At 64.2% G+C, this 14,790-nt stretch carries 12 protein-coding genes; 9 read left to right on the forward strand and 3 right to left on the reverse strand.

What is annotated here, in order from left to right; translation table 11 throughout:
• The first annotated feature begins 90 nt into the window (after nucleotides 1-90).
• The 8 genes from AC0L2U_RS24420 to AC0L2U_RS24455 all read left to right on the forward strand — a co-directional run bounded on the left by AC0L2U_RS24420 (nucleotide 91) and on the right by AC0L2U_RS24455 (nucleotide 9,223).
• Nucleotides 91-789 carry a GNAT family N-acetyltransferase gene (locus AC0L2U_RS24420; RefSeq protein WP_127395696.1) on the forward strand — a complete coding sequence of 233 codons (699 nt, stop codon included), beginning with the start codon at nucleotides 91-93 and terminating at the stop codon, nucleotides 787-789.
• Nucleotides 790-3,516 carry a winged helix-turn-helix domain-containing protein gene (locus AC0L2U_RS24425; RefSeq protein WP_292136410.1) on the forward strand — a complete coding sequence of 909 codons (2,727 nt, stop codon included), beginning with the start codon at nucleotides 790-792 and terminating at the stop codon, nucleotides 3,514-3,516.
• An 84-nt stretch (nucleotides 3,517-3,600) separates the two neighbouring features.
• On the forward strand, nucleotides 3,601-4,722 hold the full coding sequence (locus AC0L2U_RS24430) for a class II histone deacetylase (RefSeq protein ID WP_473602763.1): 1,122 nt from the start codon (nucleotides 3,601-3,603) through the stop codon (nucleotides 4,720-4,722).
• 4 nt (nucleotides 4,723-4,726) lie between these two features.
• Nucleotides 4,727-5,584, forward strand: a complete 858-nt coding sequence (gene urtB / locus AC0L2U_RS24435; RefSeq protein WP_127320912.1) for an urea ABC transporter permease subunit UrtB — start codon at nucleotides 4,727-4,729, stop codon at nucleotides 5,582-5,584.
• Nucleotides 5,581-6,567 (forward strand): branched-chain amino acid ABC transporter permease, encoded by a 987-nt coding sequence (locus AC0L2U_RS24440; protein WP_127395695.1) that lies wholly within the window; start codon nucleotides 5,581-5,583, stop codon nucleotides 6,565-6,567. Before urtB ends, AC0L2U_RS24440 begins: the two co-directional genes overlap by 4 nt.
• The gene (locus tag AC0L2U_RS24445) at nucleotides 6,564-7,268 is read left to right on the forward strand and encodes an ATP-binding cassette domain-containing protein (RefSeq protein WP_127327022.1); all 705 of its coding nucleotides are present in this window, start codon (nucleotides 6,564-6,566) and stop codon (nucleotides 7,266-7,268) included. Before AC0L2U_RS24440 ends, AC0L2U_RS24445 begins: the two co-directional genes overlap by 4 nt.
• Before the next feature lie 2 nt (nucleotides 7,269-7,270).
• Nucleotides 7,271-7,972, forward strand: coding sequence for an ABC transporter ATP-binding protein (locus tag AC0L2U_RS24450; RefSeq protein WP_127811113.1), 702 nt, complete (start codon nucleotides 7,271-7,273; stop codon nucleotides 7,970-7,972).
• An 81-nt stretch (nucleotides 7,973-8,053) separates the two neighbouring features.
• A complete protein-coding gene (locus tag AC0L2U_RS24455) occupies nucleotides 8,054-9,223 on the forward strand; it encodes a substrate-binding protein (protein ID WP_127327020.1) in 1,170 nt (389 codons plus the stop codon).
• 43 nt (nucleotides 9,224-9,266) lie between these two features.
• Here the strand turns inward: AC0L2U_RS24455 and AC0L2U_RS24460 are convergent, their stop codons facing one another.
• Together AC0L2U_RS24460 and AC0L2U_RS24465 are read right to left on the reverse strand one after the other, a co-directional pair.
• Nucleotides 9,267-10,913 carry an acetolactate synthase large subunit gene (locus AC0L2U_RS24460; RefSeq protein WP_473602764.1) on the reverse strand — a complete coding sequence of 549 codons (1,647 nt, stop codon included), beginning with the start codon at nucleotides 10,911-10,913 and terminating at the stop codon, nucleotides 9,267-9,269.
• A gap of 85 nt (nucleotides 10,914-10,998) precedes the next feature.
• Nucleotides 10,999-12,336, reverse strand: a complete 1,338-nt coding sequence (locus AC0L2U_RS24465) for an aromatic ring-hydroxylating oxygenase subunit alpha (RefSeq protein WP_473602765.1) — start codon at nucleotides 12,334-12,336, stop codon at nucleotides 10,999-11,001.
• A 128-nt stretch (nucleotides 12,337-12,464) separates the two neighbouring features.
• Between AC0L2U_RS24465 and AC0L2U_RS24470 the strand changes: the two genes are divergently transcribed.
• Nucleotides 12,465-13,382 (forward strand): LysR family transcriptional regulator, encoded by a 918-nt coding sequence (locus tag AC0L2U_RS24470; RefSeq protein ID WP_473602766.1) that lies wholly within the window; start codon nucleotides 12,465-12,467, stop codon nucleotides 13,380-13,382.
• 4 nt (nucleotides 13,383-13,386) lie between these two features.
• Here the strand turns inward: AC0L2U_RS24470 and AC0L2U_RS24475 are convergent, their stop codons facing one another.
• Nucleotides 13,387-14,658: an NAD(P)/FAD-dependent oxidoreductase gene (locus tag AC0L2U_RS24475; protein ID WP_127269819.1), complete on the reverse strand. Its 1,272-nt coding sequence runs from the start codon at nucleotides 14,656-14,658 to the stop codon at nucleotides 13,387-13,389.
• Nucleotides 14,659-14,790 lie beyond the last annotated feature (132 nt).

Raw genomic sequence — 14,790 nt, forward strand, 5'->3', positions numbered from 1 at the left:
TTTCAGTCCAAGGTTTGCCGTTCGATGCTGCCATGGTCTTGGGGAGTTGGCATCGGATGCAGCAAGCCGATACTGCTATCTCTGGAAGACATGACGGGGAATGCGTTGATCACCGAAGACACGATGCCGGCCGAAATCACCGATCTCGCCATTGGCTACCATCGCCTGCCGGCGGGCAAGCTTGCCAATGCGGTGACGTGGATGGAGGCGCGCTCGCCGCAGCCCGATCTCGCGCACCCCTTGGCCATGACACGGATTACGACGCCCGACTGCGCTTCCTATCGGGCGATCTTCCTCGAGATCGGCGCGCCCTGGCTTTGGGACCGTGTTTCCGAAATGTCCGATGCCGAAATCACCGAGCATTTCGCCGACCCGCGCCAGCATCTCTACTACGGCCATGATGAGACCGGCGCCCATCTCGGTATGGTCGAATTCTTCGTCGCCGACAGCAGCGAGATCGAGATCATCTATTTTGGCCTGTTCCCGTCCCTGACCGGCAGGGGTTTCGGCAAACGGCTGATGGCCGGGGCACTGGACCTCGCATGGTGTCTCAACCCGAGCCGCATCTGGCTGCATACAAGCAGCTTCGATCATCACAGTGTCATCGGGTTCTACAGTGCCTGCGGGTTCGTGCCGTTCGCGACCGGATTTGAGATCGTCGACGATCCCCGGATCAAGGGAACCTTGCCGCGCGATGCCGCACCGCAGATTCCGCTGATCGAAACGGAGTGGAGCAATGGCAAGGGAGCCGCGCTTTCCCCGGAAAAGCGACAAGTTGCGCGGACCTAGATGAGAACAGCCCCGCAATCCGTCAGCCAAGCGTCGCCGCACCATCGCCGATGGGTTCGCCGCGAGACCATCCTGTCGACGCTGGAGCGCCATATCGACACGCGCATCGTGCTGTTCGCCGCGCCGGCCGGCTTTGGTAAATCGACGACGATGGCGCAATGGGCCGCGGAAGTCGCGCGCCACGGCCGGCTGACCGCTTGGCTGTCCTGCGAGGCAACCGACAATGACGAGGGCGCCTTCCTGTCGCATCTGGTGGGCGCGCTGCGCCAACTGGTTCAGAGTCCGGCGGAACTCGATCTTGCCTTCCAGTCGAGCCCGATCCCCCAGCTCGATGTCGTGCTCTCGGCACTTGTGGCGGGTCTGGCGGCGCGCCAGGCCGACATCACCCTGTTCTTCGACGATTACCACGCCGTCGAGGCGCCGGCGGTGAAGCGGTTCATGGAGCGTCTGACCCGGCAGGCGCCGGCAAACGTCGCCTTCGTCATCGGCTCGCGCAGCCTGCCCGACCTGCAGCTCGGCAAGCTCCGGGTGCTTGGCGACGTCTTCGAAATCGGCCCGGACGATCTGCGCTTCGCCTCGTCAGAAGCGGAAGCCTTCTTCAACGACAAGCTGGGCTTGAGCGTCAGCAGCGGTGCGGTGGAAACCCTGTGCTCGCGCACCGAAGGATGGGCCGCCGGCCTGCAACTGGCCTCGCTGTCGCTGAGTGCCGCACATGCACCCGAAACCGTCATCGGCAACTTCACCGGCGCCAACCGAAACGTCGCCGACTTCCTGATGGGCGAAGTGTTCCTGGAACTGCCGCCGGCAATCGCAAAATTCCTGCTCTACAGTTCGATCTTCGAACGCTTCAGTGCCGAGGCCTGCCGAGCGGTGATGCGGGCGGCCGATGCCGAGGCGGCGATTACCGAGATCGAGACGCGCAACCTGTTCCTGGTGCCGCTCGACGAAGAACGGCGCTGGTTCCGCTACCATCATCTGTTCCGCGATTTCCTCAGCCGCGAAATGGAGCGGCGCGAACCGGAGATGATCGCGCCGCTGCATCTGGCGGCCGCCGAATGGTTCGGCGAGCGCAAGATGCTGACAGAGGCGATCGGGCACGCGCTGGCCGCCGGCGACCAGGCCCGCGCGGCGGTGTTCGTCGAGAACAATGCGCTCGACCTCATCGCCCAGTGCCAGCTCCTCTATGTGCGTCAGTTGCTTGCGCTGCTGCCGAGGACGCTGATTGACCAGCGCATCCGGCTGCAACTCGTCGTGCTGTGGCTGGCGGTGCACAGCAGCCAACCCGAGATTGCGCAGCAGACGCTTAGCAACGCGCGCAAGCTGGTCGAGGCCGGACCGGCCGACGGCAGTGACCCGGGCACCATGACCGGCACGACGATAAAGGCCGAGCTCGTGGTCCTCGCCGCTGCCGTGCACAGCACGCTGGAGCAGTTCGATCAGGCGCGCGACACAGCCCTTGCGGCCCTGCGCGTCATTGCGCCCGATGCCTGGTTCATGGAGGGCGCGACCGCCAACGTCATAGGCTACAACCTCTATGCGCTGGGCGACCTCGAAGGTGCCCGCGCCGCCATCGACGCGGCACGACGGGCGCACGAGCGAAGCGGCAGCCTGCTCGGCGTCACCATCGCCAATTGCTACATGGCCGTGATCGAGCGTTCGGCGGGCCGCCTGCCCGCCGCAGAGCGGCTGCTGCGCAACGCCATCATCGAGGCCAGGGCGCGGATCGGTGCAAACTCCTATGCCGAAGCCCTAGCCGGAACGCTGCTTGCCGAACTCGCCTACGAGACCAATGCGTCGGGCGAGGCGTTGACGCTGGTCGAGAATCTCGGACCGCAGATCGAAGGCGCGGCGGTCATCGTCTATCCCTTGGCCAGCGTGCCGACCTATGCCCGCGTGCTGCAGCTGACCGGCCGCACCGAAGCGGCACTGGATATGCTTGAGCGCATCTATCAACGCGTGCGCGGCACGGTGTATCGCCGCCTGGCATCGATGATCGTGCATGACCGCATACGTGTGCTGCTCGACCAGAGCCGCAATGTCGAGGCGCGCGCGCTGCTGGCCGAGCATCGCGGAGAAGGGACCGAGGCGTCGATGGTTATCACCACCGCCAACGAGTTCGAATTCTTCGCCGAGGGCCGCCTGCTGACGGCCGAGAAATCCTATGCCGATGCCGCGCGGATTTTCGACGCGCTGCTGGAGCGCACGAGAGACAGCGGGCGCATGCGCCGCCATATATTGGCGCTGATCCTGGGCGCCAAGGCTGCCAGCGCTGCCCACGACCAACGCGAGGCAGACCGCAATCTCCTCGAAGCACTACGTCTTGCCCAGCCGTCAGGCTTCATCCGTTCCTTCGTCGACGAGGGAAGGCCTGTCGTCGAAGGGTTGAGGCGGCTGCGTGCGGCTCAGGCGAAGACCGATCCCGCGCTGTCAGCCTATGCGACGCGCATCATCGATGCCGCGCAGGCGATGCCTGTCGCGACAAGCAAGCTGGCCGCACCAGCCGCTGAGAAGGAACAGCTCACCCAGCGCGAGGCCGAACTGCTGCGCTATCTCACTGAGGGCATGTCCAATCGCGATATCGCCTTGGCGCTGTCGGTGAGCGAAACCACGGTGAAATGGCACCTGAAGAACATTTTCGGCAAGCTTGCGGTATCCAACCGGGTGCAGGCGGTGCGCGCCGCGCAAGGGTCAGCAGGCGCCCATCCCCCTCCGAAAGGAGGGGTATAGAATAACGGGCACAACCCCTCTTTCGGGTCGGGCCACATGATCGTCAGCCTGCTAGCGTCACCTGGTTTTCGGAGGACGCTGCGGATGGCGACAGGCTACGTTTTTCACGAACAGCTGATGTGGCACGACACCGGCCCCAGCGCCGACATGATGCCGCCCGGCCGTTTCGTGGAACCCGGCCGCCATCTGGAATCGCCCGGCTCGAAGCGCCGGCTGAACAACCTCATCCAGGTCAGTGGCCTGTCGCGTCATCTGGTGCCGATCATCCCAGAGCCAGTCTCGATCGAGGACCTGCTGCGCGTGCACACGCAACGCCATGTCGACGATATCCGCATGCTCAGCGAGCGTGGCTCCGGTTTCGCCGGACCACAGGCGCCGATCGGTCTCAACAGCTTCGACATCGCGCTGCTGTCTGCCGGCACCACCTATGCCGCCATGCGCGCGGTGCTGACCGGCCGCGTCGACAATGCCTATGCGTTGGCGCGGCCGCCGGGGCATCATGCCGAACCCGACCAGGCGATGGGCAACTGCCTGTTCTCCAACATCGGCGTTGCTGTCCGCCGGCTGCAGCATGAAGGTTTGCTCGGGCGCGCGGCGATAGTCGACTGGGATGTGCACCACGGCAACGGCACCGAGACGGTGTTCTATTCCGACCCGTCGGTGCTGGCCATTTCCGTGCATCAGGACAATCTCTACCCGACCGGGCGCGGTGCGCTGGCCGACAACGGGAAAGATGCCGGCAAAGGCTACAACATGAACATACCTCTGCCGGGGGGCAGCGGCACCGGCGCCTATGAAGCGGCTTTCGACCGCGTCATCGCACCTGCGCTGCGCGCCTACAGACCGGACCTCGTCATCGTCGCTTCCGGCTTCGATGCGTCAGGCTTTGATCCGCTCGGCCGCATGATGCTCAACAGCGAATGCTTCAGGCGGCTCGCCGCGCGCATGGTGGCGTTGGCCGCGGAAACATCGCAAGGACGCCTGATCATGACCCATGAGGGCGGCTACTCCGAAGGTTATGTGCCGTTCTGCGGCCATGCCGTCATCGAGACGCTGGCCAATCACCGTACCGAAGTGGTCGATCCGCTGTCGGACCATATCGGCGAGTGGGCTGGGCAGGATCTGCAGCCACACCAGGCTGCTGCGATCGATGCCGCGGAGGGGCTGCTCGCCGGCCTGCGCCAACGTCTCGCAAGCGCGGCCTGACGCGATGGATTTTCTCATCACCACGCTGCTCAATGCTCTGACGCTGATCAGCATCCTGATGCTGGTCGGGCTCGGGCTGGCGATCAGCTTCGGCCTGATGAACGTCACCAATTTGGCGCATGGCGAGTTCGTCACCGTCGGCGCCTTCGCTGTCTATTTCGTCCAGAGCATAGGCGGCTCTTTCTGGCTGGGCCTGGCCGCCGCGCCCATCGCCGGCGCGGTGGTCGGCTGCATCCTCGAATTCGCCATCATCCGCCATCTCTATTCCAGGCCTGTCTCGACCGTTCTCGCCACCTGGGGTGTCAGCCTGATCCTGCAGCAAGGGCTGGAACTGACCTTCGGCCTCGGCGCCAAGCCCGTGACGCCGCCGATCGAGGGCACGCTCGATCTCGTCTTCACCGTCTATCCGGCCTACCGGCTGATCCTGATCGGCATCGCCATGCTGACCTTGCTCGGCGTCATCCTGCTGATCAGCCGGACGCCCTTCGGCCTCGATATCCGAACCGTCATCCAGAACCGCGAGATGGCCGAGGGCGTCGGCATCAACACGCGGCGCACCTACGCCATTGCCTTCACCTTTGGCGCGGCCATCGCCGGGCTTGCCGGCGGACTGGTCGCGCCACTGGCGATCGTGCTGCCGCAGATGGGGGTGAACTATCTCGCCAACGCCTTCTTCGTCGTCATCGTCGGTGGCGTCGGCTCGATTGGCGGCCTTGTCGCCGGCAGCGTCTTCGTCGGCGGGCTGACCAGCATCCTCAATTATCAGATCTCGCCGTCGCTGGCGCAGGCGATCGTGCTGCTGGCTGCCATCGTCGCTGTCCGTCTGCGGCCCAACGGTCTGTTTAACGGTGCGTCGCGATGATCGCCCGTGATCGCAACTGGCTGCTGATCTTCGCCACCTGCGTGGCGCTCGCGATCATCTATCCGTTCTTTGCCGGCGGCTATCAGCTGACGGTGATCCGCGACGCGCTGATCTTCGGCCTGTTCGCGGCGAGCCTCGACTTCTTCTGGGGCCGCACCGGAATCCTGTGTTTCGGCCACGCCGCCTTTTTCGGCATCGGCGGCTACATCATGGCGCTGGTCACACTCAATGATGCCATCCCCTTTGGAAGCTTACTCGGCATCATGGGTGCGGTGGCGGGTGCGGCCTTCGTCGCCGCCATCATCGGCTACTTCCTGTTCTTCGGCGGCATCCGTGGCAGCTATTTCACCATCGTCACGCTGGCCATGGGCGTCATCTGCCAGCAGGCCGCGGTCTCCTGGAGCTCGGTTACCGGCGGCGACAGCGGCCTGATCGGCATCCCGCCGATCGAGTTCGATCTTGGCGGGCTGCACGTCGATCTCAGCCAGGATCTGCCCAGCTACATCTTCGTCTCGGCCATCGTCGCCATGACGGTGCTGGCGCTCTGGTTGATCAGCCGTGGCCGCTGGGGCACAGTGCTGACCGCCATTGAAGACAATGAAATCCGGGCGGCCGCGCTCGGCCACAATGCGCCGTTGCGGCTGCTTGTCACTTTCGTCCTGTCGGCGGCGATCGCCGGCCTTGCCGGCGCCCTCTATGTCTGCATGGCCGGGCTGGTGGCACCCGATCTGTCCGGGCTGCTTCTGTCGACGGAAGTCATCGTCTGGGTGGCGGTCGGCGGACGCGGCACGCTGCTTGGGCCAGTACTGGGCGCCATCTTCATTCAGCGCGCGCAGCAGACGATCAGCAGCTTCAACCCGAGCCTGTGGCCCCTTCTCCTCGGCTGTGTCTTCGTCATCATCGTCTTCGTCCTGCCGGATGGCATCCTGTCGATCTACGCGCGGCTGAAAGGCCTGTTCAAGGGCAGGAGGCGCGCGCAATGAGCGACATCCTGCTCCAGGCTGAAAATGTCGGTATCCGCTTTGGCGGACTGCAGGCGCTGGAGGCTTTGAACCTCACCGTACGAGACAAGGAGCTTTGCTGCATCATCGGGCCGAACGGCGCTGGCAAGAGCACTTTCCTCAACGTGCTGACCGGCACGCTGCGTCCGACCAGCGGCAGCGTGCGCTTCCTCGGCCATGACATCGCCGGATTGCCGCTGCATCGCATCGCCCGGCTCGGCATCGCCCGCAAATTCCAGATTCCCTCGGTCTTCCCGAACCTCTCGGTGGAGGACAATCTGAAGGTCGCGCGCTGGGGCGCGCCTTCGCCAGTGCGCCCGGTTGGTGAACTCTTGGAACTGGTCGCGCTCGGTAACCGTGCCGCCACGCTGGCCGGCGAGCTCGCGCATGGCCAGAAGCAATGGCTGGAGATCGGGATGGCGTTGGCCATAGAGCCGCGCCTGCTGTTGCTCGATGAACCCACTGCCGGCATGACGCCGCAGGAGACGCTGGCGACGGCGCAGATGCTGCTGCGCCTCAAGGGCGAGTTCTCGATTGTTGCCGTCGAGCACGACATCCGCTTCGTGCGGGCGCTGAACTGCGAGACGTTGGTGCTGCATCAGGGACGCCGGCTGCGCAGCGGTCCTTTCCATGACATCGAGACCGACGAGATGGTCCGCGATGTCTATCTGGGGAGGCGCTGATCATGCTGCGGACAATGGCGGTGTCGGCCGGCTACGGTCTGCTCCCCGTGCTGAACGGCATCGACCTCAGCGTCGCGCCGGGCGAAGTGATCGGCTTGCTCGGCCGCAACGGCGCCGGCAAGACGACGCTGTTGCGCGTCATCGCCGGCGGCTTGCGGGCAAGCGGCGGCGCCATAATCCTCCGCGACCAGGACCTCACCAACGCTCCGGCTTTCCGCCGCGCGCGCGCAGGCATCGCGCATGTGCCCCAGGGGCGCGGGATCTTTAACCAGCTGACGGTGCGGCAAAACCTGGAAGTCGGCACCCGCGCCGCCAAGGACCGTGGCGACGGCGGCATTCCGGCCGACATCTTCGGCTATTTTCCAATCCTGCGCGAACGCGAAGCGCAGGTCGCCGGCACGCTTTCGGGCGGCCAGCAGCAGATGCTGGCGATCGGCCGCGCACTCTGCGGTCTGCCGTCGGTGCTGCTGCTCGACGAGCCCTCGGAAGGCATCCAGCCGAACATCGTGCAGTCGATCGCCGAACTGGTGCCGCGCATAGCCCGCGAGCGCGGCATCGCGATCGTTCTGGTCGAACAGAATCTCGATCTCGTTCTCAAGGCATCGGACCGTTGTCTGGTGATGGAGAAGGGCAGGATCGTCCATGAAGGCGCGCCGGAGGCGTTCGCCGACGAGACCCTGCTCAAGGATTTGTTGGCTTTATAGGGCCCGCCCGAAGCGCGCCTGGACCTGTTGGCTTTGTAAGGCGTGCATGGGGCGCGCCTGGGACTGGAAGGGAACACAACAATGATAAGCAGAAGAACTGTCTTGAAATCCGGCGGCGCCGCGGCCGCCTTCGCCATCGTCGGCGCGCCGTCGATCCTGCGCGCCGCCGACACCGTCAAGGTCGGCCTGTCGATCCCGATCACCGGGCTGCAGGCGATCCTCGGCGAGACGCTGCTCAATTGCTACAAGTTGGCCGCCGCCGAGCTCAACGCCGCCAACGGCATTGGCGGACGCCAGGTCGAGCTCATCATCGAGGACAACCAGACCACGACCAAGGGCTCCATCGACAAGGCGCGCAAGCTCATCAACGAAGACAAGGTCGACGTGATCATGGGCACGATCATTTCGCCCGAACGCAGCGCCACGCTGTCGGTCACCTCGAAGGCCAAGAAGCTGTTCTTCTACCCGACCAATTTCGAAGGCGGCGAATGCAACCGCTACTTCGTCGCCACCGGCCCGATCCCGATGCAGCAGGTCGACCCGATGATGCCGTGGGTGGCCGAGAACCTCGGCAAGACGATCTATGTCATGGCTTCGGACTATGCCTGGCCGCAGAAGATGACCGAGGCGATCACGGCGGCCTATGAGAAGGCCGGCGGCAAGATCATCGGCGCCGACTACTATCCGTTCGGCACCACCGATTTCGGCCCGGCCTTCCAGAAGATCAAGTCACTGAAGCCCGATGTCGTCTGGTCGATGGTGGTCGGCAACGACGCCGTCACCCAGCTCAAGCAGTATCGCAGCTTCGACATCAAGCAGCCGCTGATCGCCCCGCTCGACGAGGTCTTCAACAAGGACGCGCTGCCGCCCGGCGTGGCGGCCGGCACCTATGCGCCGCAACCCTACTGGATGGCGCTCGACAACCCGGTCAACAAGAAGTTCATCTCGAGCTTCCGCGAGAAGTTCGGTCAGGAGAAGATGGTCAACGGCATCGGCGAGGCCGGCTACAACGGCCTGCATCTCTATGCGCTGGCCGCCGAGAAGGCTGGATCGTTGAAGGACGATGATGTGCTGGCCGCGCTGCCGTCGATCGAGTTCGACGCACCGCAAGGCAAGATTCGTGTCGACGCCACCAACAACCACACGCTGTGCCATTCCTATGTAGGCAAGGCGGCGGCCGACGGCATCGGCTACGAGATCGCTAAGGACTTCGGCACCATCGAGCCGGTGACGCCTTACTGCAAGGTGTAGGGTCTTCCGCCCAAGCAATCCTGACGGCGGCTTGTCGCTGCCGTCAGGGCGTCTGCGGCGCTGGCAGCCGCTCGCGCAATTCGTCGACGAGCACCCTGGTGTTTTCGGAATAGTCGATGGGCACGACGACGAGATGCACGCCGCCGCCGGTGAAGGCCTTTTCAAGCGCCGGCCGCAAGTCGGCGATCTCCGCAACCCTGGTCCCCTTGGCGCCATAGGCCTCGGCATACTTGACGAAATCGGGATTGCCGAAGGTCATGCCGAAATCCGGAAATTCGTCAACCGCCTGCTTCCAGCGGATCATGCCGTAGGCATGGTCTTCGAGCAGCAGGACGACGAGGTTGAGCTTGAGCCTGACGGCGGTTTCCAGTTCCTGGCTGTTCATCATGAACCCGCCATCGCCACAGATGGCCATGACACGGCGCTGCGGATAGAGTAGTGCCGCCATCATCGCCGACGGCAAGCCCGCGCCCATGGTGGCCAGCGCATTGTCGAGCAGGATCGTGTTTGCCATGCGCGTCCGGTAGTTGCGCGCAAACCAGATCTTGTACATGCCGTTGTCGAGGGCGAGAATCCCGTCGGCCGGCATCACGGCGCGCACGTCGTGCACGATGCGCTGCGGCGTGAAGCGATCTTCGGTGGCCCGCGCGGCGATCCGGCTCAGAATGCCTTCGCGCAGCGGCAGCAGGACCTGCGCGTTGGGGATCTTGCCCTCGATGCGGTCGGCCAGCAGCGCCAGCGAAGGGCCGAGGTCGCCGACGATTTCGGCTTGCGGGAAATAGACCTGCTCGACATCGGCTGATTGGTAGCCGACATGAATGACCCTCGGCCCCTTCGCCCCCATAATGAAGGGCGGCTTCTCCACGGTGTCGTGACCGATGGTGATGATCAGATCGGCCTGCTCGATGGCCTCGTGCACGTAGTCGCGCTCCGAAAGGGCTGCCGTTCCCATATAGAGCTCCGTGCCGCCGGGCACGGTTCCCTTGCCCATCTGCGTGGTGAAATAGGGAATTTGCGTCCGCAGCACGAACTGCGCGACATCGGGGGTCACGCGCGGACGCGACGCCGCCGCGCCGAACATCAGCAGCGGGCGCCTGGCTTCCATGATCATAAGGGTGGCGCGATCAAGCGCACCCGGGCTGGCCAGCGGCAGTTCGACCGGGTGCGTCGGCACCAGTGCGATCGGCTCACACTCGGCCGCCGCAATGTCTTCCGGCAGTTCCAGATGTACGGGGCCGGGACGTTCTTCCTGGGCGACACGGAAAGCTTCGCGCACCAGCGAGGGGATCATCTTCGGCGAGACGATCTGGCGCGACAGCTTGGTCAGCGGCTTCATCGCCGCGACGATGTCGACGATCTGGAAGCGCGCCTGCCGGGATGACAGGATGCCCTTCTGGCCGGTGATCATGATCATCGGCATCGCGCCGAGCAGCGCATAGGCCGAACCGGTCGAAAGATTGAGCGCGCCTGGGCCAAGCGTGGTGATGCACACACCTGCCTTGCCGGTGAGCCTGCCATAGGTGGCGGCCATGAAAGCGGCTGCTTGCTCGTGGCGGGTCAGGATCAGCTGGATCGAGGAGCGGCGGATGGATTCGACGATATCGAGATTTTCTTCGCCGGGAATGCCGAAAATCCGTTCGACCCCTTCGTTCTCGAGGGCCGCGACGAACAAGTCCGAACCTTTGGTCATAAACTGTCTCTCCCGCAACATTCCGTCGGCCACCTTCATATGGCATCGGAATGCGACGCCTCAAAGAGGCATCTTCGGCCGCGGGTCAGAGCCGCGTGTTGCAGCTCGCCGCTTTCGGCGATGCGAAAAGTTCCTTCGGCGCGGACCACTGGCTGACGGTCGCGCCGCGCGTGCCGGTGATCAGCGAACGCAGTTCCGACAGATAGGTCTGCACGAAGAACGAGGTCTGGCTTTCCAGCGGCGTATAGGGGCCCGGCCGGTAGGCGCGCGACATGATGCCGTCAGCATTGTCTTCGGTGATCTTCTTGTCCTGCACCGTGGTGACGTCCCACATCCAACTGATCGCATCGGCGTCGACGTCGTTATCGGCATCCTTGTCGACGAGCCAGGTCAGGATGACGTCTGTTTCCATGGCGTTGCGCGGTATCATCTGGAACAGCGTGACATAATCATTGGCAGCACTTGCAAACGACAGGCGTCCGAGGCGAAAGCCGCTTTCGCCGCCATCATAGGCGTGACGACCACCCATCAGGCACGAGACCCCCTCGCCCGTATTGGACAGCGTGTTACGGCCGGAGCCGATCGGCTTGCGGTGCATGGCAAACGGCATCGTGTCGAGGTCGCCTGCTTGCCATGCGCCCTTGTGGAATTCGGCATCGCCGATGACGCTGTGCCAGGCCTCGATTTCGTTCTGCCACTCGACCGCCTTGTCGGCATCGCGGGTCGCGGTCACTTTGACATGGCCGTTGACGCGGTAATATTCGGGATGAGCCGGCCGGCAGTGATAGCATTCGAGAAAGTTCTCGAGCACCAGCTTCCAGTTCGCCTTGGTCAGATAATTCTTGCGGGCGACGATGCGTGCACGGTCGAGGCCGTTTTCGCGCAAGCCGCCCGTCAGCCCGTCCGCGACAGGCTGGATGTCGGGCAGCGAACTAGCATCGAGGCCGCAGAAGACGAGGCCGCCGAAACCCTTGCAGGGCACGCGGTGCAGTCCCAGCGCTTCCGGATCGACGCTTGCCGGCAGATCCTGCCGCGACTGCAATTCACCGGTCAGCCTGAACGACCAGGCATGATAGGGGCAGACCAGAAGCTTGCCGCGACCATCTTTGGCGCAGAGCCGCGAGCCGCGATGGGTGCAGACATTGTAATAGGCCGCGATGTCGTCCTCGCCATCGCCGAAGCGCACGACGATGATCTCCTCGCCGAACAGCTGGCGCACGATGTAGCGGCCCTTTTCAGGCACCTCGCTGGCATGGGCGACAAGCATCCATTGGCGTGGGAACCACAAGTCACGCTCCAGCGCGAAGATCGCAGGGTCGGCATAGAAGGCCTGTTCCAGCGACCAGTCCGGACGTTGCCGGTCGATCAGCCTGACGGTCTCGCTTCTGTCGATAGGCTGGCTGTTCGGTGTGGAGGCCTGCACGGCAAACACCTTTCTGCTCGCTGGCGTTAGGATGATTTTTCGATAGAGTGTGCGATGCAGAAAGGCTTGCCGCAAATACAGAAATAATAGACCTCCATATCGAAAAGGCATGAATGCAGGTTCGGATCGTGAAAACCCTCAAGACATCGCTTCCCCTGCTGAACGCCATGGTCGTCTTCGAGGCTGCCGCCAGGCATGGCGGGCTGACGCTGGCCGCGCAGGAGCTCAACATCGCACAATCGGCGGTCAGCAGGCATGTCGCCAACCTCGAGCGCCAGTTGTCGGTCGAGCTGTTCACGCGCAAAGGCAACCGCGTCGCCGTCACCGGGGCCGGCAACACGCTGGCCGAAGCGATCCGCGAGGGTCTCGGCACCATCAGGCAAGCGGTCGAGGATTTGACCGCGCACGACAGCGATACATTCGTGGTCGGCTGCAGCCACGATTTCGCGCAGGCATGGCTGATGCCGCGCTTCGACCTCATCATATCGCGGGTGGCCGGCGACCGGGTGCTTTTGCAGACATCCACCGATTACAGGGATTTCGACCAGCCCGAAGTGGCGCTGTCGATCCGTTTCGGCGAAGCCGGGCAATGGCCCGAATTCGTGGCCGACAAACTGCTCGACGGCGAATGGTTCCCGGTTTGCGCACCGGCGTTCCTGGCGCGTTACCCGGGGCTCGCCTCGGAGGACCCCGAGGCTTTCCTGGCGGTGCCGCTGCTGCACCAGGTGACGCCGCCCGGCGCGATCGACAGTTGGCAGTCATGGATCGGAACCGAGCGGAAACTCGATGGGCCTCGGTTCACCAGCTACATGTCGATGATCCACGAAACCATCGCCGGGCGCGGCGCGGCACTCGCCTGGGCGGGATTTGCCGATGAGCATCTGCGTCGCGGCCAGCTCGTCCGGCTGACGAAAACCTCGCGTCGCCACGCCGGCTCCTTCCACATCGTCATGAGGAAGAATGCCGGCCCGGTGGTCAGGGCGGTGGCGCAGGCGCTGCTGGCCAGCGTCGGCGACAGCTTGCAGGCAAGCGTCGGGGACAGCTGACAGATCAGGCCTCGCGACCAAACCGCGACGCTTCATGACGCGCGCCCCAGGCCGGCATGGCGGCCTCGATCTCGGCCTCCGACTTGAAGGCATCGGAGGCGTAGCGATCGACACGGAACCGCTCGGCGGAAACGAACGGGGTGTGCCCGAGGACCAGTTCGCAGGATAGCCGGCCAAGACCCGGTCCATGGGTGACGCCGCTCTCATTGTCGCCGCCGACGACCACGACATTGTCGCTGCCGGGCACCTTGCCGACGACAAGGCCGTTGTCGGGCGTGTAGCACGGCACGCCTTGCGCCCAGCTCGCGATCGTCGAACCGCGCAGCGGCGGGAACACAGTCTGCAACTCGGCAAGCTCCTGCTCGGAGGTCTCCCGCATCAGCTCGATATTGTGCGGCTGGCCAGGTTCGATCTCGTTGTCGTCAGTCTTGTAGAGAGGTTTGTAATGCCGGCCGGTTCCCCACATGACGGCGCCGAATGTCTCGCGCAGCCACAGCCGCAATTCGCGGCACTGGACGGTGGGAATGGTCGACGGCAGCCCGCGATCGTCGGTGACGATGCGCGTCGCGACGACGCGCAGCAGCGGCAACTTCCAGCCGAGGCCTGATATGACCTGGTTGTTCCAGGCGCCGGCGGCAACGATCACGCCGTCAGCCTCAAGGCTGCCCTGATCGGTCTCGATGGTCACCCGATCGCCTGCATCATGGACGGCCGTCACGCGTGTGCCGCTGCGAAAAACACCGCCGAGCTCGCTGATCTGGCCGGTCAGTACCCCCATCGCCAGCTTGGTGTCGAGCTGGATGCCATGCGGATTATAGGCGGCCGAATGGACCCGCGCCGGATCGATGAGGCCCTGCATCTTCTGGCCGATCTGCGCGGCGTTCAAATCCTGCATTTCCGGTGGGGCATAGGGTGAGTCCAGCACCGGTCGGACGAAACGCTCGCGCCCGTCCTCGGTCAGCGCCATGATCAAGGTGCCGTTTGGCCGATAACCGATCTCGACGCCGACCTCGTGCAGCCTGCGATAGAAATCGAGGCCATATTGCTGCAGTTGAAGGCCTTCTTCACCGAGCGGGATCATGCCGGCGGACCAATGGGAGACGAAGCCCGCGCCGGCGCTGGTGGTCGCGGCACCCGGCTGACCCGCATCGATGACCGTCACCCGGCGCACGCCGGACCGCAGCAAATGGAAAGCCGCGCTGCAGCCGATAATGCCGCCGCCGATCACGGCGATATGCCTGCTATCGCTCCCGCCATGGCTTCCGTTTGAGCTCATCTTTGTTCTCCCTTTTGCCGATGGTCCGGTCGGAGCGACATGCAGCGACGGCGACCATACAGGCCCGTTCGGAGCTGTCGAGACACATGTGTCTGTGGCCTGATACTTGACGCGTACTGCATCTGGATCACA

The organism is Mesorhizobium sp. WSM4808 (assembly GCF_055811675.1).